The 22,678-nt window shown below is 45.5% G+C and carries 20 protein-coding genes; 7 read left to right on the plus strand and 13 right to left on the minus strand.

Translation table 11 applies throughout. The features are described 5' to 3' along the window. Window positions 1–335 precede the first annotated feature (335 nt). On the minus strand, window positions 336–1,595 hold the full coding sequence (locus ACVA6Q_RS19875; protein ID WP_446648675.1) for a malic enzyme-like NAD(P)-binding protein: 1,260 nt from the start codon (window positions 1,593–1,595) through the stop codon (window positions 336–338). 351 nt (window positions 1,596–1,946) lie between these two features. Continuing rightward, complete coding sequence (gene rpmE, locus ACVA6Q_RS19880; protein ID WP_006071169.1) at window positions 1,947–2,165, minus strand: 50S ribosomal protein L31; 219 nt, start codon at window positions 2,163–2,165, stop codon at window positions 1,947–1,949. A gap of 283 nt (window positions 2,166–2,448) precedes the next feature. Here rpmE and priA point away from each other — a divergent pair, with 283 nt between their 5' ends. The 5 genes from priA (at window position 2,449) to hslU (ending at window position 8,832) form a co-directional block, all read left to right on the plus strand. After that, entirely contained in the window at window positions 2,449–4,650 is a 2,202-nt protein-coding gene (priA, locus tag ACVA6Q_RS19885; protein WP_446648676.1) for a primosomal protein N', read from the plus strand. Window positions 4,651–4,942: 292 nt separating this feature from the next. Further along, the gene (gene cytR / locus ACVA6Q_RS19890) at window positions 4,943–5,950 is read left to right on the plus strand and encodes a DNA-binding transcriptional regulator CytR (RefSeq protein ID WP_112461353.1); all 1,008 of its coding nucleotides are present in this window, start codon (window positions 4,943–4,945) and stop codon (window positions 5,948–5,950) included. An 81-nt stretch (window positions 5,951–6,031) separates the two neighbouring features. Further along, window positions 6,032–6,580 carry an SPOR domain-containing protein gene (locus ACVA6Q_RS19895; RefSeq protein ID WP_446648677.1) on the plus strand — a complete coding sequence of 183 codons (549 nt, stop codon included), beginning with the start codon at window positions 6,032–6,034 and terminating at the stop codon, window positions 6,578–6,580. Between the two features lie 158 nt (window positions 6,581–6,738). Continuing rightward, on the plus strand, window positions 6,739–7,281 hold the full coding sequence (gene hslV, locus ACVA6Q_RS19900) for an ATP-dependent protease subunit HslV (RefSeq protein WP_446648678.1): 543 nt from the start codon (window positions 6,739–6,741) through the stop codon (window positions 7,279–7,281). A 213-nt stretch (window positions 7,282–7,494) separates the two neighbouring features. Beyond that, the gene (gene hslU / locus ACVA6Q_RS19905; RefSeq protein ID WP_446648679.1) at window positions 7,495–8,832 is read left to right on the plus strand and encodes an HslU--HslV peptidase ATPase subunit; all 1,338 of its coding nucleotides are present in this window, start codon (window positions 7,495–7,497) and stop codon (window positions 8,830–8,832) included. A gap of 253 nt (window positions 8,833–9,085) precedes the next feature. On the opposite strand, the gene ACVA6Q_RS19910 is transcribed toward hslU, so the two are convergent. Then, a complete protein-coding gene (locus ACVA6Q_RS19910; protein WP_446648680.1) occupies window positions 9,086–9,388 on the minus strand; it encodes a GIY-YIG nuclease family protein in 303 nt (100 codons plus the stop codon). Between the two features lie 190 nt (window positions 9,389–9,578). Here ACVA6Q_RS19910 and ACVA6Q_RS19915 point away from each other — a divergent pair, with 190 nt between their 5' ends. Together ACVA6Q_RS19915 and rraA are read left to right on the plus strand one after the other, a co-directional pair. Then, window positions 9,579–10,496, plus strand: a complete 918-nt coding sequence (locus ACVA6Q_RS19915; protein WP_446648681.1) for a 1,4-dihydroxy-2-naphthoate polyprenyltransferase — start codon at window positions 9,579–9,581, stop codon at window positions 10,494–10,496. A gap of 79 nt (window positions 10,497–10,575) precedes the next feature. After that, entirely contained in the window at window positions 10,576–11,094 is a 519-nt protein-coding gene (gene rraA, locus ACVA6Q_RS19920) for a ribonuclease E activity regulator RraA (protein WP_446648682.1), read from the plus strand. Between the two features lie 89 nt (window positions 11,095–11,183). Here rraA and ACVA6Q_RS19925 read toward each other — a convergent pair whose 3' ends face one another. The 10 genes from ACVA6Q_RS19925 to ACVA6Q_RS19970 all read right to left on the minus strand — a co-directional run bounded on the left by ACVA6Q_RS19925 (window position 11,184) and on the right by ACVA6Q_RS19970 (window position 22,668). After that, complete coding sequence (locus tag ACVA6Q_RS19925) at window positions 11,184–12,350, minus strand: nucleotide sugar dehydrogenase (protein WP_446648683.1); 1,167 nt, start codon at window positions 12,348–12,350, stop codon at window positions 11,184–11,186. An 11-nt stretch (window positions 12,351–12,361) separates the two neighbouring features. Then, window positions 12,362–14,275 carry a polysaccharide biosynthesis protein gene (locus ACVA6Q_RS19930; RefSeq protein WP_446648684.1) on the minus strand — a complete coding sequence of 638 codons (1,914 nt, stop codon included), beginning with the start codon at window positions 14,273–14,275 and terminating at the stop codon, window positions 12,362–12,364. 77 nt (window positions 14,276–14,352) lie between these two features. After that, on the minus strand, window positions 14,353–14,904 hold the full coding sequence (locus tag ACVA6Q_RS19935) for a sugar transferase (RefSeq protein WP_446648685.1): 552 nt from the start codon (window positions 14,902–14,904) through the stop codon (window positions 14,353–14,355). Beyond that, on the minus strand, window positions 14,901–15,809 hold the full coding sequence (locus ACVA6Q_RS19940; protein WP_446648686.1) for an NAD-dependent epimerase/dehydratase family protein: 909 nt from the start codon (window positions 15,807–15,809) through the stop codon (window positions 14,901–14,903). The genes ACVA6Q_RS19935 and ACVA6Q_RS19940 overlap by 4 nt, the downstream gene beginning before the upstream one ends. A gap of 1 nt (window position 15,810) precedes the next feature. Then, window positions 15,811–16,656, minus strand: coding sequence for a glycosyltransferase (locus ACVA6Q_RS19945; protein WP_446648687.1), 846 nt, complete (start codon window positions 16,654–16,656; stop codon window positions 15,811–15,813). Beyond that, window positions 16,646–18,928 carry an NAD-dependent epimerase/dehydratase family protein gene (locus tag ACVA6Q_RS19950; protein WP_446648688.1) on the minus strand — a complete coding sequence of 761 codons (2,283 nt, stop codon included), beginning with the start codon at window positions 18,926–18,928 and terminating at the stop codon, window positions 16,646–16,648. Before ACVA6Q_RS19950 ends, ACVA6Q_RS19945 begins: the two co-directional genes overlap by 11 nt. Before the next feature lies 1 nt (window position 18,929). Next, window positions 18,930–20,045, minus strand: coding sequence for a hypothetical protein (locus tag ACVA6Q_RS19955; RefSeq protein WP_446648689.1), 1,116 nt, complete (start codon window positions 20,043–20,045; stop codon window positions 18,930–18,932). 80 nt (window positions 20,046–20,125) lie between these two features. After that, on the minus strand, window positions 20,126–20,776 hold the full coding sequence (locus ACVA6Q_RS19960) for a hypothetical protein (RefSeq protein WP_446648690.1): 651 nt from the start codon (window positions 20,774–20,776) through the stop codon (window positions 20,126–20,128). A gap of 31 nt (window positions 20,777–20,807) precedes the next feature. After that, a complete protein-coding gene (locus ACVA6Q_RS19965) occupies window positions 20,808–22,013 on the minus strand; it encodes an oligosaccharide flippase family protein (protein ID WP_446648691.1) in 1,206 nt (401 codons plus the stop codon). Then, entirely contained in the window at window positions 22,000–22,668 is a 669-nt protein-coding gene (locus ACVA6Q_RS19970; protein WP_446648692.1) for an SGNH/GDSL hydrolase family protein, read from the minus strand. Before ACVA6Q_RS19970 ends, ACVA6Q_RS19965 begins: the two co-directional genes overlap by 14 nt. Between the last annotated feature and the right edge of the window lie 10 nt (window positions 22,669–22,678).

Here is a 22,678-nt window from a genome sequence, read left to right on the forward strand (position 1 = left end):
GCGCGCCTGCGTAGGCAGGGGTCTACTCATAGCGCGCACCAAGCCTCAGGAAGATTCCTGCCTGCGCAGGAATGACGCACGCTATAGAGTCACCACGATCAAAATTATCGTCATCCCAAAGCTATCGTCACCCCACTAGCCGCGCGCCTGCGTAGGCAGGGGTCTACTCATAGCGCGCACCAAGCCTCAGGAAGATTCCTGCCTGCGCAGGAATGACGGGAGTGGTGGGCATATCACGTTAAAAATATTACAGTGTGTGATGCCATGACCGCCCAATAAAAAAGAGGGTCATCTAGACCCTCTTTCATTAAATACGTTTCGTGTTCGCCACAACCTTAAGCCATATAGCTATCAGGCAACTCAATGCGCGCCACACCCGACTCCACGGCCGCTTTCGCGACCGCTTTAGCTACGCGAGGTAACAAACGCGGATCCATCGGTTTTGGAATGATGTAGTCTTTACCAAACGTTAACGATTCAACGCCTGCAGCATCGAGTACGTCTTGTGGTACCGGCTCTTTCGCTAGCTCACGAATCGCATCTACCGCAGCCAGTTTCATCTCATCATTAATCTCACTCGCACGCACATCTAGCGCGCCACGGAAGATAAACGGGAAACACAGCACGTTGTTAACTTGGTTTGGATAGTCTGAACGACCCGTACCCATAATCAGGTCATCACGAACCAGGTGTGCAAGCTCCGGTTTAATTTCTGGATCAGGGTTTGAACAAGCAAACACAATTGGCTTGTCCGCCATCAGCTTAAGTGCTTCTGGTGGCAGCAAATCAGGACCCGATACACCAAGGAATAAATCCGCACCTTCAATTACATCTTCTAGCGTGCGCTTGTCGGTGTTATTGGCAAACAGCTCTTTATACTCGTTAAGATCATCACGACGCGTGTGGATCACACCTTTGCGATCCAGCATGTAGATCTTCTCACGCATTGCACCGCATTTGATCAAAAGCTCCATGCAAGCGATCGCCGCAGCACCAGCACCTAAGCAGACAATCGTCGCTTCCTTAAGATCTTTACCCTGCAGCTCAATCGCATTGAGCATACCTGCTGCGGTAACAATCGCAGTACCGTGTTGGTCATCGTGGAATACAGGCACATCACAACGCTCAATTAGGCGACGCTCAATTTCGAAACAGTCAGGCGCTTTAATATCTTCTAGGTTAATACCGCCAAACGTATCTGAGATGTTGGCAACCGTGTCGACGAACTCATCGATCGTGCGGTGTTTGACTTCGATATCAATAGAGTCCAAACCAGCAAAACGCTTAAACAGCAGGGCTTTGCCTTCCATTACGGGTTTAGAGGCCATTGGCCCTAGGTTACCAAGACCTAAAATAGCGGTGCCGTTAGAGATCACCGCAACCATATTGCCCTTTGCGGTGTACTTATAAACGTTCTCAGCATTTTGCGCGATTTCACGTACTGGCTCAGCCACACCTGGGCTATAGGCCAATGCTAGGTCGGCAGCAGAGTTAGCGGGTTTAGTTAACGCTATTTCAATTTTTCCAGGGACGGGGTTGGCATGGTAATCAAGCGCTTGTTGGCGAAATTCGTCGATTTGATGATCATCGGACATGGTTAGCGATCCTGCATTTTTGAGACTGAATGGTATTGTTTTTTATGAGTATAAACCCGTTAATTTTTATTAGCTTTGCTTCTAAAGGGTTACATACACAGAGTGGGTACATTTGAACGGAGAGGAGGTATCTCAGATGTTCAATACTCTGGCAAAGTTATACTTTACAAAAACAATACTACGCGACTTCATCACGGTTTTGAATGGATGGACGAAATGAAAGCAGGAAAAAATTGGAAGTGAGTGCCAAAATCACTGAACTAAGATTGACACACAAAATGGACGAAACTGTCGCCTCAGAAATGCAAAAAGGACGCCGAAGCGTCCTTTTTTAATCTGCAAAAGTAATAATTACTTCTTGCTAGATAGAGCACCGAAACGCTTGTTAAAGCGATCAACACGGCCGCCAGTATCAACGATACGTTGCTTACCAGTGTAGAATGGGTGGCACTTGTCACATACGTCTAGGTGGATAGAATCTTTACCTAGAGTAGAGTTGAATTCGAATGTGTTGCCGCAAGAGCAAGTTGCTGTTACAGCTTTGTATTCTGGGTGGATACCAGCTTTCATGGGAAACCTCAATAATTTAGGCCGTGTCGCCATCCGATTCTAAGCCGGACACCACACGTAGTTAATAGATAGTCGATACCATCGCTTTGCATTCCAATAAGAAAGCAAGAAGCCATGCCATCAAGGCGCAGTATAGTAAAGAATAGTGCCAAGGGAATCAACTAAAATTGCGACTTTTTTCGCCACCTTCGGTGAGTCTGCGCCGATAAATTGATTCCACAGTCTATACAAGGCAGCCTATACCGTTAGAATAGACCTCTTCTTTATCAATACCGACCTCATTATGCGCCCAAATGTCGCTCGCGTGGCTTTACCCGTACCACTCGACAAACAGTTTGACTACCTAGTTCCAGCCCACCTATTTCCTGTGGTCGGCGGACGTGTGTCTGTCCCTTTTGGACCAAAGACCCTGGTCGGTATTGTGATCGCGTTCAGCCACGAATCTGAATTCCCGATAGAAAAACTTAAGCCAATAAAAGCGGCACTCGACAGCTCACCTGTCTGGTCTAAACCGCTGTTCGAGCTTATCTCATGGTGTAGCCTTTATTACCAATATCCGCTTGGGGACACGTTAAGTAATGCCCTACCCGCAGCACTACGCAAAGGGAAGGCCGCAGAGTTTGCAGCGACTGTTGAATGGCACATCACAGAGTCGGGGAAAAATCAGCTCATCTCTGGTTTCGGTCGCGCAGTCAAGCAAGCCAAAGTCATGAGCATGCTCGAATCAGGTCCGTGCTCGCATCAAACTTTTGTCGATAGTGATGTGAGTACAAGTGTGCTTAAAACACTGACGGAAAAAGGCTGGATCGCATCAATCGAGAAACAGACAAAGTCCACCACTTGGCCTGAGGCGATCTGTAACGATCCGCTTGATCTTCGCTTAAATGCCGAACAAGCCGTGGCTATTGCTTCGGTCAATAGCCAGAACGAGTTTGGCTGCTATCTGCTTGAAGGGGTCACCGGTTCAGGCAAAACCGAAGTCTACCTGCAGATGATTAAGCCCGTGTTAGAGCGTGGCAAGCAAGCTTTGGTTCTCGTGCCGGAAATTGGTCTCACGCCACAGACTATCAACCGCTTTCGCAAACGCTTTAATGTGCCGATTGAAGTCATCCACTCCGGGCTCAATGACACCGAGCGCCTAAATGCTTGGTTAAGTGCACGCGATAAGGTCGCTGGCATTGTTATTGGCACCCGCTCGGCGCTGCTGACACCGTTTGCCGATCTCGGCATCATTATTGTCGATGAAGAGCACGACACGTCCTACAAACAACAAGATAGTCTTCGTTATCATGCTCGCGATGTGGCTGTGATGCGCGCTAACAAAGAGCAGATCCCAATCATCTTAGGATCCGCAACGCCATGTATCGAAACGCTGCAAAACGCACTCGCTGGAAAGTACCATCATTTGATCCTCAGTCAGCGCGCAGGACTCGCCGTTCCGACCACAAACAAGGTGATTGATGTCAAAGGTCAGTTTCTCGAAGCTGGACTCTCGGCACCACTTATCGCTGAGCTACGCCGCCATTTAGAGGCGGGCAACCAAGTCATGTTGTTCTTGAACCGACGAGGGTTTAGCCCAGCCCTAATGTGTCACGAATGTGGCTGGACCGCAGAGTGTCACCGATGCGATGCGTACTACACCTATCACCAATCAAGCAATGAAATTCGCTGCCACCACTGTGGCTCGCAGCGCCCGATTGTGCATCAGTGTGAGGGCTGTGGATCGCATCAACTGGTCACTGTAGGCGTGGGGACTGAGCAGTTAGAGGCTCAGCTTGAGAGCTTATTTCCCGAATACAATACCATTCGTATCGACCGCGATAGCACTAGGCGCAAAGGCAGCCTAGAAGCCGCATTGGACGCTATCAAGAAGAATGAATATCAAATATTGATTGGTACCCAAATGCTCGCCAAGGGGCACCACTTCCCCAATGTAACGCTTGTGGCGCTGTTGGATGTCGATGGTTCACTGTATAGCAGTGACTTTAGAGCCTCAGAAAGGCTCGCCCAGCTCTTCATCCAAGTCGCTGGTCGCGCAGGTCGTGCCAGTAAGCCAGGTGAAGTACTGCTACAAACTCACCACCCAGAACATCCATTGCTGCAAAGCTTGCTGCATAAAAACTATCGCCACTTTGCCGAAACAGTCATTGACGAGCGTAAGCTAGCCAAGTTGCCGCCATTTAGTTTTTTGACTTTGGTTCGCGCCGAAGCCAACAACAGCAATGAAGTCGAGAACTTCCTAAGGCAGGTACGTTACTCATTGGAAGCTCATCCACTCTTTGATAACGCTTGCATGGTACTGGGCCCAACCCCTGCGCCCATAGCGAAACGCGCAGGAAAAGCGCGATGGCAACTGGTGCTGCAAGTACCGAGTCGCCCACAAATGCAGAAGATCATCAGCGCGGCCAAACCTGTCATTGCTCAATTGCCTTTGGCAAAAAAAGTGCGCTGGTCACTGGATGTAGAGCCGCAAGACCTCAGCTAGATACCCATTGTTAACCTAAAACACCAAGCAAAATGGTTAATGACAAAACCATAAGCGGTGTTAGTTGTGATATGCTTCACAATTATTTTGCAAAATCTGTTAATCAGGCCGTAACTTTCATTCGAGAAATGAATAATATTTAGTATTGGTTCATGATTGTAAAAATAGATCTTATAAATCTATTTACTAGATAAATTAATCATTTAACACAGGAATAACCTACAGGGAAAGATAACAATAAATAATAGACCTTCCCTATTGGTTCAGACATACAGAGAGAGGACACACGTTTATGGCGACAATGAAGGATGTTGCCCAGCTTGCAGGCGTCTCAACGGCTACGGTTTCGAGAGCTTTGATGAACCCAGAAAAAGTGTCATCTTCTACGCGTAAACGTGTTGAAGATGCTGTTTTGGAAGCTGGATATTCTCCCAATTCACTCGCACGCAATCTTCGCAGAAATGAATCCAAAACCATAGTGACGATTGTTCCCGACATTTGCGACCCGTATTTTTCCGAGATCATTCGTGGTATTGAAGATGCCGCAATGGAACATGGTTACCTCGTGTTACTGGGTGATAGTGGTCAGTCGAAAAAACGTGAAACCTCTTTTGTAAATCTCGTGTTTACTAAACAGGCCGACGGTATGCTGCTACTCGGTACTGACCTGCCGTTTGATATCAGTAAGCCTGAGCAAAAAAACTTACCACCGATAGTCATGGCATGTGAATTTGCACCAGAGCTTGAGCTCCCAACAGTTCACATTGATAACCTCACCTCAGCGTTTGAGGCGGTTAACTACCTTTCGAATTTAGGCCATAAGCGCATCGCACAAATCGCCGGTCCTGACACCGCATTCCTGTGCCGCTTTAGACAGCAGGGCTACCAACAAGCGCTGCGCCGAGCTGGCCTGCCGATGAATCCAGCTTACACGGTTAAAGGTGACTTTACGTTTGAAGCTGGCGCGCGATTGGTTCGTACTCTACTTGCTCTACCTGAACCACCAACCGCAATATTCTGTCACAACGATGTGATGGCGATTGGCGCAATGCAGGAAGCGAAGAAGCTAGGTCTACGAGTTCCCCAAGACTTATCTGTAGTGGGCTTTGATGACATTCAATTTGCTCAATACTGCGATCCACCGCTAACCACCGTCTCTCAGCCACGATATGAGATTGGTCGCCAAGCGATGTATATGATGCTTGAAGTACTCAAAGGCGCAGACGTTCGCGCAGGCTCTCGCTTATTGGATACCGAACTTGTGATCCGCGACAGTGCGGCTCCTCCAAGAATCTTGTAGTTGGCACGATACTGACTTGCAACTTGACCTCGCGGTATTTACCATGAGGTCAGTGAGTTATTTCAATCAGAACCAATCTAAGTGGCAAACCGAGACTATGTAAGACGGGGCAAAGGCACCAGCCGTCGCCCTGCAAAAAAGAGAACTTCCGGTAAGAAACCCTGGCGCAGTGGCTTGCTAGCGATTTTGCTCGCCAGTGGGTTTGGTTACGGGTTGTACCTACTAAGTAACGACCCTGAGCCAGCCAAGCCCGCTCCTGTGATCACCAAACCAGCACCTAAGTCGAAACCAAAGCCGGCGAAACCAATCCCACCGCCACCTGAAGAAAAGTGGGACTATGTGGAAACCTTGCCAAAGCGTGAGGTTGAGGTAAAAGCCAAAGAGCAAGTGGTTTCTAAGATCCCTTACATCATGCAGTGCGGCGCGTACAAAACGCTAGCACAGGCAGAAGCTCGTAAGTTGGACATTGCCTTCCAAGGCATCTCAAGCCAAATTCGCAAGAAAGAAAACAGCAGCTGGTTTAGAGTCGTACTGGGTCCTTACAAGCTTAAACGCGATGCCGAGCGCGAAAAGCACAAGCTACAGCGCGCTAAAATTGAGCCTTGCGCTATTTGGAAAGAAGCGCAGTAAGCTCTGAAGCTCGCCAACAAAAAACAACCAATAGTCAGCCTCTCATAACAGGGGCTGATTTCGTTTACATTCCCGAAAAGCTCTTCCCCTTGAATTCCATTCCTCGCGTCCACATATCCATTCCATAACCAAATTAAAACCAATAAGAGGCAAACGTCGTGACTACCATTGTATCTGTACGTCGTAACAACAAAGTCGTGATCGCGGGTGATGGACAAGTATCCCTGGGCAACACCGTAATGAAAGGCAATGCCCGTAAGGTTCGTAGACTCTACAACAACCAAGTACTCGCAGGTTTTGCTGGCGGTACGGCTGACGCGTTTACTCTGTTTGAGCGTTTTGAAAGCAAGCTGCAAATGCACCAAGGCCACCTAACCAAAGCGGCGGTTGAGCTTGCGAAAGACTGGCGTAGCGACCGTGCACTTCGCAAACTAGAAGCGCTATTGGCAGTAGCGGATGAAACCGCTTCACTGATTATCACAGGCAACGGTGATGTGGTTCAGCCAGAGAATGACCTCATTGCGATTGGCTCTGGTGGTAACTTTGCTCAAGCGGCAGCGACGGCACTGCTTGAGAACACAGAATTAGATGCACGCGAGATCGCAGAGAAAGCACTTAAGATTGCTGGCGATATTTGTGTGTTCACCAACCATCACCACACTATTGAAGAACTAGAAAGCGACGCGACAGAAAGCAAGTAAGGTCGCCTCGGTAAATAAATGTCTCAGGCTGCTAACAAAGTGCGTCATCCCCGCGTAGGTGGGGATCTACTGTTAGCACGCACCAAGCCTTGAGTAGATTCCTGTCTGCACAGGAATGACGTGCTTTTAAGCATGACACTGACACTAACTAGGTCATGAGTCTAATTTCCAACTGGCACACAATGGTGCCAGAAGTTTTGTAAGGAATTAATTATGTCTGAGATGACTCCTCGCGAGATTGTTCATGAGTTAAACCGCCATATCATTGGCCAAGACAAAGCTAAGCGCTCTGTTGCTATCGCGCTGCGAAACCGCTGGCGCCGCATGCAGCTCGAAGAGAGCTTACGTGTAGAAGTTTCACCAAAGAACATCTTAATGATCGGTCCTACGGGTGTGGGTAAAACCGAGATCGCACGCCGCTTAGCGAAACTTGCTAATGCTCCGTTCATCAAGGTAGAAGCCACCAAGTTCACAGAGGTGGGATACGTAGGTAAAGAAGTAGAAACCATCATCCGTGATCTGACAGACGTTGCGATCAAGATGACCCACCAGCAAGCGATGGAAAAAGTGAAATTCCGCGCTGAAGAGCAAGCGGAAGAGCGCATTCTTGACGCTCTGCTTCCACCAGCACGTGATGCTTGGGGTCAAAACGAGCAGCCTACTGACGACGCTTCTTCCAATACTCGTCAAATCTTCCGTAAGAAACTGCGCGAAGGCAAACTTGATGACAAAGAGATCGACATCGAAACAGCAGCGCCTCAAATGGGCGTAGAAATCATGTCACCTCCTGGTATGGAAGAGATGACGAATCAGCTGCAAAGCATGTTCCAGAACCTTGGCGGTGACACCAAGAAGAAGCGCAAACTAAAAATCAAAGATGCTTTCAAAGCCCTTATAGAAGAAGAAGCGGCTAAGCTGGTTAATCAAGAAGAACTCAAAGAGCAAGCGATCTACAACGTTGAAAACAACGGCATCGTGTTTATCGATGAGATCGATAAAATCTGTAAGCGTGGTGAAGCATCGGGTCCTGATGTATCACGCGAAGGCGTACAGCGCGATCTTCTGCCACTGATTGAAGGCAGCACCGTCTCAACCAAGCATGGCATGGTAAAAACAGACCACATCCTGTTTATTACCTCTGGTGCGTTCCAAGTAGCGAAGCCATCGGATCTTATCCCTGAACTACAAGGCCGCCTACCAATTCGAGTTGAGCTAGAAGCCCTAAGCAGCGATGACTTTAAACGCATCCTAACCGAACCAAAAGCATCACTGACAGAGCAATACATCGCGCTGATGAAGACGGAAGAAGTCGATGTTGAATTCACCACCGACGGCATCCAACAAATCGCGGACGCTGCGTGGACAGTGAACGAAACTACCGAGAACATCGGTGCGCGTCGCCTTCATACTGTAATGGAGCGCCTAATGGATGAGATTTCATTTGAAGCGACTGACAAACCGGGTTCGAAGCTCGTGATTGACTCTGGCTATGTGAAGTCGAAGCTGGGTGAGTTTGTTGAAGATGAAGATTTGAGTCGCTTTATTCTTTAAAGAGTGCGCTCAAATTATCGTCATCCCTAAAATTACCGTCACCCCTAAAATTATCGTCACCCCTGCGCAGGCAGGGGTCTATTCAAAGCAAGCACCAAGCCTCAAACAGATTCCTGTCTACACAGGAATGACGAGCCCTTAACATCACCGCACTCAAAGTTACCGTCACCCCTGCGCAGGCAGGGGTCTACTCAAAGCACGCACCAAGCCTCTAGAAGATTCCTGTCTGCACAGGAATGACGAACCTTTAACATCACCACAATTCGTGACTTAAATCCTTCCAATAAGGGTTACTACTGGTCACCAACTCATTCTTCCAAGCCCGATCCCAATGGCGCAATTGCAGCTCTCTTGACGCAGCCTCTTCCATCGTTTCAAACCATTCGTAGTGAACCAGTTGATTGACGTTGTATTTCTTTACGATACCTTCGGTCACGCCATGTTTGTGTTTCCAAATTCGCTCAGAAAGGTTAGATGTGACACCGATATAGACCACGCCACGCCCTTTCGATGCAGCGATGTAGACGCACGGCTTTTTCGTTTTGTTTGGGTTCATTATGTTATCTCTTGTTTTCCCCTAGCCAGACGCCACATGCTATACCGCTTAACCGTGAAGAATTTCAGCGCACTTCACACATCCCCCAATATCATACTAATCCCATACTAAGACCATAAATCCCCTGTGTGTTTAGCCACTTCCCATTTTGCCGTATACTTACTTAAAACAGTTAATTCGTAGCGTAATCATGACTTCTTCTTTTCGCATTTGGCTCGATGCCGCAAGACCTAAAACATTGCCACTGGCACTGGTTTCTATCATCACCGGCAGTGCCCTCGCATTTTCCAAAGGCGAGATGTCATGGAGTGTGGCGCTGCTCGCGCTGCTGACGGCAACTTTGCTGCAAATCCTATCCAACCTTGCTAATGACTATGGCGATGCAGTAAAAGGCACCGACAATGAAAACAGGCTAGGCCCGATGCGCGCCATTCAGTCCGGAGAAGTCACGCAGCTAGAAATGAAAAAAGCCATCATTCTGAATGTGGTGTTGACTGTCGCTTCTGGTTTGTTCTTGGTACTACACGCCCTTGAATCGCTGCAAAACATCCTCGCCTTTATCGGCCTTGGCGTACTCGCTATCGCCGCCGCTATCGCCTACACCGTTGGCAATAAACCTTATGGCTATGTAGGACTTGGTGACATTTCAGTGTTTATCTTCTTTGGTTTGCTTGGCGTGTCTGGTACCTATTTCCTTCATACCGGCCACTTAGACACGCTGCTATTTTTGCCAGCGTTTGGTTGTGGCTTGCTCGCTGTTGCAGTACTCAACGTCAACAACATGCGCGACATCGAAAACGACAGCGCTTGCGGCAAACGTACCGTTGCGGTGCGTCTTGGTGAGCGCAAGGCCAAGTTGTATCACTTTGCCTTACTCGCCGTTGCAGTGAGCGCATTTGCGATATATTTGTCGGTGCAGCAATCACCGCTTTGGATAAGTCTGCCTTTTGTACTGAGCTTGGTGGTGGTCATCAAACATGGTACCGCGGTATGGCAAACCACACAGCCTGCACAAATCGCCCCGATGATGCCTATTGTGGTTAAGTGCTCACTAGTCACCAACATCTTGTTTTCTGGTGTGGTTATAGCTCAAACTCTGATCACTTAATTGAGCCTTGTCATTGCATTGACCTATTCAACCGATATACTCGATTTATCCCTTTTGAAAACTGCATAGAAGAGCCGCCATGGAATACAGTACTTCAGCCCTATGTGATATCTACCTAGATCAAGTAGATGTTGTCGAGCCAATGTTTAGCAATTTTGGCGGCAGAGCCTCATTTGCAGGTCAAGTGACCTCAGTAAAATGCTTTGAAGATAACGGTGTGATCCGCGACATTTTGGAGCAAGATGGCGTCGGTCGCATATTGTTGATTGATGGCGGGGGCTCACTGCGAAAAGCCCTTATTGATGCGGAGATCGCTCAATTGGCAGAGGACAACGAATGGGAAGGCATTATTGTCTACGGCTGCATTCGTGAAGTCGACGAGCTTGAAGACATGAATTTGGGCATTCAAGCGCTGGCCTCTATTCCTGTTGGTGCCGCGCAATCAGATGTCGGGGAAGTGGATGTGCCGGTCAACTTTGGCGGCGTGACTTTCTTGCCAGAAGATTATGTGTATGCCGACAACACAGGGATCATCTTGTCTCAAGAGCCACTTGATGTGAGTTTTGAGGACGAAGAGACTCAAGAAACCGAAGAGTGATTCAATCACCACGGTAAAAAAGACACGAACAAAAAACGGGAGCATCACTGCTCCCGTTTCTATATCTATCATTTTATTCAATAACGAATTTAGTCGTTACCAAACAAATCGCGAGTGTAAACCTTGTCCGCGACATCTTCTAACTCAGGCAACATGCGGTTAGAGATAATCAAGTCAGCTTCTTGTTTAAAGGCATCCACATCCTGGATAACGCGCGAATGGAAGAAGTGCTCTTCTTTGAGTACAGGTTCATACACAATGACCTCAATACCCTTGGCTTTCAAACGCTTCATGATGCCCTGAATGCTCGATGCGCGGAAGTTATCCGAGCCAGATTTCATGATCAAACGATACACACCGACAACCTTCGGGTTGCGTTTCATAATCGACTCTGCAATAAAGTCCTTGCGAGTGCGGTTCGCATCCACGATGGCACCGATGATGTTATTCGGCACTTCTTGATAGTTCGCCAGAAGCTGCTTAGTGTCTTTTGGTAGGCAGTAACCGCCATAGCCAAACGATGGGTTGCAGTAGTGACCACCGATACGAGGGTCTAGAGCCACACCTCCAATGATTTGACGCGTATCCAGACCCAAGGCTTCAGCATAAGAGTCTAACTCGTTAAAATACGCCACACGCATCGCTAGATAGGTGTTAGAGAACAGCTTCACCGCTTCCGCTTCGGTTGAGTCGGTATACAGTACGTCGATGTTTTGTTTCTGCGCGCCCTCTATCAGCAAATCACCAAACACCTTGGCACGCTCACTGCGCTCACCAATAATGATTCGAGATGGGTTAAGGTTGTCATACAGAGCACTGCCTTCACGCAAAAACTCTGGTGAGAAGAACACGTTCTCTGTACCAAGTTCTTCACGAACGCGAACCGTGTAGCCCACTGGAATGGTTGATTTGATGACGATCACCGCGTCAGGATTCACCGCAATAACATCTTTAATGACCGACTCAACAGAGCCTGTATTGAAATAGTTGGTCTGCGGGTCATAATCTGTCGGCGTAGCAACTATCACGTAGTTCGCACCGCGATACGCCAACTCTTTATCCAGCGTTGCAGTAAAGTTGAGATCATCACGCTTTAGAAACGCTTCAATTTCGCTATCGACAATCGGCGATTGCCCATTACATAGCATCTCTACTTTTTCTGCATTAATATCGACCGCGACTACCTCATGATTCTGAGCCAGAAGCATCGCATTCGATAGGCCTACATAGCCCGTTCCAGCAACTGCAATTTTCATAGTTCTGTCTTTTAATTTGTTTGTGATTTGTTGGCGTTAGATTGAGCCCAAACTAAGTCACCAATGCCATCAGTAGGCACAAAGCCAGTTGGCGCTTGTAACATGAGCTGTCGCAACGCTTGTTGATCATAATCTTGTGCCGCTTGCTGCAAATCGTCAAGTAACTGATTGTATTCAGCTTGCTCCATTGAGACTTCTTGGGCGGTCAAGATGCGATCATGAGATGTTTTTGACACACTATCGCCAATAAGAAGTTCTTCAAACAGCTTTTCACCTGGCCTTAGGCCAGTGTACAAAATCTCAATGTCACCCTCTGGGTTGTGATCATCTTTCACTTCCAGCCCCGACAGGTGGATGAGGTTTTTCGCCAAATCAGAAATACGTACTGGCTCCCCCATATCGAGCACAAATACATCGCCGCCTTTTGCCATCGCGCCCGCTTGAATTACCAACTGCGCGGCCTCTGGAATGGTCATGAAGTAACGAATAATGTCTTTATGCGTGACCGTCACCGGGCCGCCTTTGGCAATCTGTGCCTTGAAAAGCGGAATGACCGAACCTGAAGAGCCCAGCACATTCCCAAAGCGCACCATAGAAAACAGGGTTTGATGATCCTTCTGGTAGCCTTTAGCAAGCGCCTGTAAACCAAGTTCAGCAAGACGTTTCGTTGTTCCCATTACATTAGTTGGGCGTACCGCTTTATCCGTCGAAATCAGCACAAACGAAGAAACGCCCGCCTCAACCGCAGCACACGCAGCTCGATAGGTACCGAATACATTATTCTGAATGCCTTCAGCTACGTTGTATTCAACCAGCGGTACATGTTTGTATGCGGCAGCATGGTAAACGGTGTCGACACCGAAACCAGACATGGTATTAGCCAGTCTCTGTTGGTTTTGGACATTACCCATGATAGGCACAATCTCAATGCCTTGAGCTAATTGTCGCAGCTCTCTATCAATGCTGTACAAGGAAAACTCAGAGGCTTCAAAACACACGAGTCGACGAGGATGATACTTGATGATCTGCCTGCAAAGCTCAGAGCCGATAGAGCCACCAGCACCCGTTACCATAACGGTTTTGTCTTTGATGTTTTTTTCTAGCAAAGCCTGATCCGGTGCAACTGCATCGCGCCCAAGAAGATCATCAATAGCTACTTCTTTAAGTTGGTCCAGCTGAAACTCGCCACTGACAATGTCAGACAGATTAGGAATGGTTAGCACTTCCACTGGAAAGGCGGACAAATGCTCGACCACCGATTTTCTATCACTTCGGCTCGCAGCTGGCATAGCCAACAGCACCTTCTCTACCTGCCCTTTTTTAATCAACTTAGGCAGGTATTTACGTCGATATACCGTGACACCATGGATCATGGTTTTGTGCATGGCCCGATTGTCATCAATAAAGGCAACTACTCGATACTCGCCTGCTTGCGAAACCAAATTGTGTAGCTGACGACCAGCACTACCAGCACCATAAATCAACACCGGGACTCTATCGCCACTAAGTAAGTTGGCAACCAAATAACGCACCAATAATCGCGAACCACCACAAAGGGTCATCATAAATGTGGCATAAATAACCGGAACCGAACGAGGTAAGTGCAGCTGTAAGTAGTAAGAAACCAAAACGATTGTCAGAGAGGAAATTAGTGCTCCCGTGCCAATTGTCACAATAGCCTGCATACTAAGATATCGAAGGATAGCGCGATATAAACCAGTATAAGCAAACGTCAGAATCGTCACGACAATGACAATGCCGAGCAAAGACCAATACTCTTCATGCCCCCAATAGCGCTCTAGAGAGCCCATTCGAGAATAATAAGCGCCCCAAAAGGCAGCCGCAATAAACATAACATCTACAAGAATGCTCACCACACGCTTTAATGGTCGAGGCATTGCCCAGATAGGAGAGAGAGAAAGCACCAAATTACCTCTTTATTACGATGCACAACGCACTAATTGTTTTGCAAACAACACTCGTTATTTCACAAAAGCACTGACTACTTTGAAACGCGATCACCAGCACCTTTACCAGTTGCGGTAGCAATTATATAGCGGAAATAAAGCGACACTGTAAGTGTATCAATCATTTCTTTGTCAGTCTTAGCTAGTTTTTCAGGTGTCGACATGTCTATGTGATTAATCTGTGCCAGACCCGTAACACCAGGGAGCACCTCATAAATACCCAAACGTTCTCGCACTTCGATAAGCTCAGTTTGGTTAAACAAGTTAGGGCGTGGCCCAACAAGACTCATATCCCCCTTGAGAACATTAATAAGCTGAGGGAGTTCATCCAACTTCGTCTTTCTTAAGAATGCCCCAAGTTTAGTGATTGAGCTGCGACTGGCTAGGTGGCTCGCTACCGACTCAGTATCCACGGACATAGTTCGAAACTTGATGAGATTGAATGGTCTTTTGTTGCGGCCTACTCGCTCCTGAACAAAAACAGGAGAGCCCGTATCAAACAAACCTATTATGGTCACAATAAGTAACACCGGCCAAAGTAAAGCCAGTCCAATAAAAGCAATTAAGAAGTCTAAAAGTCGAATCATTCTCTAATCTCATTAAGTTTGGCCATACTCTGTGCCATTGACCACGGCGCATGCCATCCAAGAGTTGATGTCAAAGACGACGCATCAACCTGCATATCACCGAAAAGCTGCTCTATCATTGCAGACTTACCCGTTAGCTTCCCTAACAAACGAAATAACGACACTGGTATAGGCAGTTGCAGTACTTTCTTATTCAACCCTTTAGCGATAGCGTCTGTAAATTGACGTGTTGATACCGTTTCACTCTCAGTCGCCAAAATTATCTGGTTCGCAACTTTGTCATTGGTGACACAGAACGCTAATAAGTCTGCCAGGTTATACACCGAAATAAAGTCGCGCTGATTTGTTGCACAACCAAACGGCAAAATCGGGAGTTTTACCACCAAGGATTTTAACAAGTTAAAATTACCCGGAGCCTCAGCGCCATAGACTAACGTTGGTCTGACAATAACCACTTCTAGGCTGGTTTCCTTTGCTATCTCAAACAGAGCTTGCTCAGCTTCATACTTTGAACGAGCATAGTCGTTGTGCGGATTACACTCAGAGTTTGGACTCAGTGGGACACCTGTCGTAGCTAAACCATTAACGCCAATGGAGCTAACAAATACAAAACGCTTAACCCCAGCAAGTGCGGCGTCACGGGCAAGTTTAATCGTTCCGTCTCTATTGACCTCGTAAAACTCGTCTATATCGCTGGCTTTGTTGTGAGCCACTCCCGCTAAATGGATGATCGCCTCACACCCCTTTAGATGTGGTAACCAGTTTGTTTCTGAGCTCAAATTCGCAACAATGGCGCCTTGCATACTCGACTGAGGTGAACGCACGACATAGCGAAAGTCCAACTTTTCTTGAGCAACAAGTTCACGACCGATAAATCCCGTCGCTCCGGTTAGTAAAACTTTCACTCTACCTCCGGCTAAAACGATAGATAAGTGACAAAATTAATTTTGGCATAACTCTAGGTGTCGCACGCTGAACGAAGATAAGCAGTGCTGGAATCCAACCGACAAGACCAAGTTTCACTTTGTTTACCGTCATTTCCCACTCACTTTTGATATATATCCACCCAGCTCGACGAAGAATCATCTCTCGACCAGTGCGAGCATCTACTAAACAGTCATCAACATTCATACCATTATAACCATTCGCAATAACTCTAGACCATAGATACCAGTCCTCCATGAAGGGTAGATGCTTGTAGCCCCCAACACTTTGGATTACACGTTTACTGTAAATCACCGTCATATGGTTAAAGGGGTTCTTCTTTGGCACTGCTGAGCGAATATGCGACATTGAGAGAGGAACCCGACGGTGACTAATAGTCTCCAATGACTCAGCTTCAACCTCTCTTATCGCAGAGCCCAAAATAGCAAGCTCTGGCAACTCCTTCATAATTGACACTTGCTGAGCAAATCGAGTAGACACACACAAATCATCCGTATCCATACGCGCAACCATGTCATATTGGCATTGTTCTAAACCGTAGTTAAGCGCACGCCCAAGTCCTACATTTTCTTTTAGCGGGTACACATTAAGCGGAAGCTTATTCTTCCACTTAGTTACAACATCCTCAAGAGCATCGTCAATCGGGCCATCAATAACCAAGACAATTTCTGTAGCAGGTAGCGTCTGATTGAAGAGACTTTCAAAACATTCATCCAAGTAAAGAGGAGACTCTTTGTGATACAAGGACATCAGCACCGAAAAACCATCTCCTCTATCATTTCGATGCTTACTTTCGTTACAACTCATTCTTAATTTCATCTGCAAGGTAAAGTGACAGCGCAGCGATTTCTACACCCGTATTAGTGTAGCTATGCTCACTAAATACAGAAGGCGAACAAATGTGAACATTTCGAATATTTGGCAGCGAAAGCGCTCCGTCCAATGTAGAGAGACTCTCTCGTAAACTGCCCGAGAAATGAGCTGCCGACCAAAGCCAAGGGGCGGTTAGCTTTCTCTCGACGTTTACAGACTCGGTGTACGGGCCTAGCTTTTCTGCAACTTGAGCTAAATGCTGCCTAAACACATCGAGCTCATTCTCAGAGATAAGTAGACTTGCTTTTTTGTCTGTAACGACATTGGTCGACTCTCTTTGCTCAAAAACAGCCATCAATGTATAGGTTGATTTACTTAACTGCCAACCAAAGAGGTGATTAAGGATCACAGCCACCACATCTGGATCAAACATCTTCAAACTGAACATTTGTTTAATCCGATTTAGCCCTGACGATGCACCCAGCTTAGACTTGTAGCGATAAAGAGAGAGATCATTTTTCATTGAAAATGCAGAACCAACATAGAAGATAGCGCTATGTTCGCCAACCTTGGTCGTAAAGCCCGATTTAAAATATCCGTGCTTCAAAGGAGCGGTACAAAGTCTTGCGAAAGCGTCTCTATATTCCGGCTTTACTTTAATCTTTCCAATAAAGCCCATCGGGTGATCGATAAAACTTGTCGACGTCTGCACCGGCAGCTTAAGCGAATCAATCACTTCGTTAGTACCCAGCCCCCCCGCAGCGATAACGACGCGGTCTGCTTCTAGTTCAAACTTTGTGCCTTCTGAATCAAATTTGATGCGCTCAACAGAGCCATTATCTGATTGAATAGATTCAAGATTGCGCACAAGGCCATAAAACTCAACACGACTATCAAGCTTAATAACTCGTCGATGATTTGGATAATATATTGCATCTAAGTCAGGTAGCTCTGAAGAGGACAGTGCTCGCTGTTTCTCAGAATGTAGATCATGCGATTCATCGTAACCAAGCGCCCTTGCAGCCTTGTCCAGGTAAGGCTCAGTTCTAGCTAAAAGCTTCAGCATTTCGGGATCACTAATGTTAGAGCGCTCAAACGCAATCAAGCCATTATGCCAAAGATGACTTGTTCCTCCCTTGCCATAGCAATAAGTAGGAACAGAAGAAAGCGACTCCTCACGCTGATGGTCATAAGCAAAGCCTCTTCTAGGCCCCTTATCTAACATAATGACGCGATGTGTCTCTACAAGGTTGTTTGCCAATACATTGCCAGCAATACCTGAACCAATAACAATCACAGTTGGCTTTGACTGTTTATCACTGACTTGGGACTCTGGCACATCTACACCAGAAACAAGTGTGGATAGTTTTGTTGTTTCGACTCGAGACTCTAACATCATCTCTGCACGAGCAGACCCGTTGACATACATAGGATCCGCAGAAGGCGCGGGCTCACCGCCAGAACCACCACCGCCACCCTTCTTAATCGAAAAGAGAACCTTTAGTAACTTATTGAAAATGCCACCTAATGGCGTTTCATTCCAAGCTTTAAATACAAAGTTGATTTTCCCGTTGCGGTGATATCGATTTAGACAACCGTCATTGTGCTCATACTTCGCTCCATAGTCCGATAGGACCTGTTCCCACGTTTTTTCTGGAGCTTGCGTGACGATGAATCGATTTACCTGTTGACCGCCGAAACTTTCACATTGCAGTAACTTATCAAGAACTTCGCATAGATAACTAATGTGCACATAGTTACAAGCTCTATTCTCAGCAGGCAAAATTACTTTTGAGTGTGCTAAGCAACGTTGAATAAACTGCCCCCAGCTACCGCCACCCAACACTACTGTCGGCTGAATAATAGCCACATCGATTTTAGGATGTTTACTCGCTAGGGTCTCAATTAGGTGGGACACTGCCAGTTTTTCTTGAGTATAAATATCGCGTGATGGTGAGGGTGCAGTATCTTCATTAACGGTTTGGTTATTGATTCTGTCATACTCTACGATAGAGCCTAAAAAAACCAACTTACTGATGCCATTTGCGACTGCATAATCGAAGCAAGCTTCAATAATTTTGAAATTGTCTTGATAACGAGGATCAAAAGCAAAATTAACTAGCACATCATTGTTAGCACCGTGTTCAGTAGAAGCTCGGTGATTAGAAAACAGTGTATTACGAGACACTTCGACGATGTTATGTGCGGTGGAACGCTTGTACCAACTACCGATAAAACCATTGACACCAGTAATATGAATTTTCACTTTACTTCTCTTCTATAAGTGGTTGATAAAAAGAATTGAATCGAGACTGCCAGCTCGCGTTTCGGGCTAAGTTTAATTGCGCTTCTACATCATGGTTTAGTTCTTCATACTCTCCAGAAGAATCTACAACCGTTAAGACATGTCTATATGAATCAAATGCCGGTAACTTAGTTGCAATGACAGGCTTTCCAGTAGCCAAACACTCCATAAACTTGGCTGGCACAATACCATTAGTAAACTCATTGACCACGTAAGGCAAGACCAGTACATCAGCTTCGACTAGATGACTACACAGTTCACCGTACGCGACGGGCGGAAGAACACGAACATTACTCGATATTTTACCTACAACACTATCATCCACCTTACCAAGAACCGTCATCGTAGTACCCGGAGCATTGGACAAATTATTAATTAAATCAATATCATTATCTTGGCGAAGATGCCCATAAAAATAGAGTTTTTTTGATTCTTGCCACTCATCACCTCTATAACAGGTGTGAAAGTAATCAAAGTCGACACCAGGAGGGACTTGTATAGTATCAGCACGAGTTTGCCGATTCTTTTGATACAAAAATTCGGAATCGGCTATTGAAACGTCAACTGTCGTTAACAGCTCTTTTTCCAAAAGAATAGTCTCTTCTGTGCTTGCTGGGTGATGGTCGTAGTTTTGAACACAATCATAAACCACTTTTACCTTGGCGCAGCGAGCGCGAAGATACGACAATATGTCTCTCGTAAGAAACGTTGGCTGGTAAAGATGTACAATTACCTGCTCATTAGGTCCTGTGTACTTTTTAAAGAACCTTGGGATGAGAACGTGTTTGTTGAGCCAACTAGAACCAAGAATCTGTTCAGGTATAAAAAGAGCACCAACTACTTCTAGAGCATCACTCGTGTCATCGACTACAGGTTTATCTTTTCGAGAAAACAAGACTTGTAGAACACGATTGATAACATATGGAAGCTCTGACACCTTCGGCAAACGCATTCCAAACTTATTAAAGTACGTGGTGACATGTCCATTTTTAGAGTACTCTGTGGCAAATATTTGATGCCTTTGCCAAAGAAAGTCCCAATCTATTTCTGACAAAAATATCACTCGAGGCTTAGTCATTATTAACCTTTACATCTAATTTTAATTAGGCACTTCGAACATTAGCTGATAGCTAGTCAAAGCTGTATAATTACGATTTATTATTTCAAATCACTTGGCTTGAAAATGCCTTTAAAACGAAACTGTTTTAACACCTCTTTTGGAATGAGTGAAAATGATGTCAAAACGTCCTTTGTCCAACGACTTCGCCAATCCTCGCTAGCAACATCCAGCTCTTTGTTGTACTTGAGATCAAAGCCATAGACATTAATAAAAGAGTCCGTCAAAGCATATGTGACTGGGATACCAAACTCCAAGACAACGGTATTAGCACAATGTATTCTCGACCCTAGGGAGTAAGTAAACTCTTCCTCCACATTTACATATGTACTGTTGAAATTCAAAAGATAAAGCTTACTTCTGTGTGGCCACAACTCTCTTCTCTTAATAAAGCTTTGAAACGGAATAAAAAGCAAATCAACTTTCTCGATAACCTTTAAGACATAGTCGATATTTTCATCATTAAAGAAACTAGGATCTGATAGTAGGTAGTACTGACATTGAATTCTATCCCCATATTTTTTCAATAGCCAGTTACAGCCAACATTAACTTGGCTTAGTGATTCAATATAGTCATTAACACTATCACCAGTAGCGATTAAGTTAATCTCACCATTCACTCTTGGTAGCTTGCTTCTTTGAAGTAAACTATAAGTACCAAACAGAAAATCTTCAACTCGTCTTTTTAACACACACACTCCAAAAATAATGCTTTTAAGCTAGTTAAGATTTAACATAATAAAAATAGCCATAAGTAAGAAGGCTAACAGACAAAAAGCCATTAGAAGCAACAGAGACCCAAGAGAGATAGCTAATAGACATCTGTGCAAAATAAAACACCAAGACAACATGAAGTAAACTGCTGATCAGAGTAAAGGCGGTAAGTCGAGTGTTATCACCATGATACATCATTAAAGTCCCAACTACGTAATAAGGTATCATTATCATCATTGAAAGTACAAACGGTGGGAAGTACCTTTCTGCGCTGCCAAATCCCGTGCCCAGCACCCATGTATACACTTCATCAGGAACAAAAAACACAGGAAGTGCAATAACTATACTCGGTATAAGTAGCCACCAACCCCAAACTACCAATTGGGAGTTACTCAATTTATTGCGATTGAGGAATTCAAAAACATAAGGTGTGACGGCCTTATTTACCGCGAGCAGTACTACTTGAAAGACAAACGCTAGCTGCCAAGATGAAAAATACACCCCTAACTCAGCTTCACTGTACAAGTCATAGATAATCAATCGCTCAAAATGAACTTTCGCCACACCAAATAACTGATGAAATAGCAGCGGAAGACCTAATATAAACATGTACTTCCAAGCTGAAGATAGACTTCTAAGAGTTGGGAGTTTAAATCGTACACTCGTGACTAATAGATAAGCCACAAAAAAAATAGCCGCAAGATTACCAATCAATATTGAATAGATCCTAAAGTCTACGGTTTTGGAGAAGACTTCAAAAAACAATATTGTCAACAAAGTAATTGCCAAGCTAGATATAGCTTGGACAAGAACATAGGCTTTAGGCTTTTTTTGGCATTGAAATACAGTAACTAGAGTCAGCAATAAACCACTGAGAAAAGAAGTTGCAGAGATTAGCACTGCCTGTTCAAAGTTAATAAAACTGACGAGAACACAAAAAACAATTACCGACACCAATATCGAATGTAAGATACTAGACTGAATTAAAAGACCTACAGCATGATTACCTTTAGTATAATAAAAACGCATAATAGCGTTTCCAAAGCTAGAGGAGACTATAGTTTGCATTACAGCAATCATAGCTAAGAAGTAAGACAACTCCCCCATCCCTTCTGGCCCTAAACTTCTGCTTAGGTATGGAATAATAATAAAAGGTAGCGCTTTTGTGACTATCTCGCCGGATAAGTATATAACGGCGTCTTTAACTACGGGCATATTTCTCAATCTTATTCATTACAACTTCAAATAATGATTGGTTACCAGAGATGCTTAAATGATAGTGATCTGTCATGAAGCTATCACTACCAATATCATTCACAGAAATAAGTTCAAAAACATCGTCTATAACGTTATTGTATGCCACAATTTCTCGACTCAAATTAGGTGTCCTAAGTTCAGCATGTTCGACATTAGCAAGGATAGGCAGCGCGAGTATCTTACTTGAAGGAAATGCCTGCCTAACTCTATTTAAGTTAGCTCTAAATTGTTCGATATTCACATACTGCTTCAATCTCAGATTCAACAGCTCTCTTCGATATTTAGCGACCATTTTTTTTACTAGCTTATTCACAATAGGGATACGGCTCACTACCGAAAGCTCCATCAACGTCAGAGCTCTTGGAGTGCAGTCAACAATTCCTAATTGGACAATGATGATATCAGGCTCAAACGCCCCTAGTGTAACGTCTAATTCGTTTACGAGAGCCTGACTATGTAACCCTGGGCGACAATAGAAGTAGTAATCGACACAGTCACAATGGTTCGCAAGTAAGTAGGGCCAAGATTGTTCGCCGGTGACTCTCTCAGGAGTAGTTCGAGGGAGACCTAGCGAATCGGTGATGATCAGCGCCTTAGGTTTAGGATTTTTCATTTTATGAGCT

The sequence above is a fragment of the Vibrio sp. DNB22_10_4 genome, assembly GCF_052879755.1.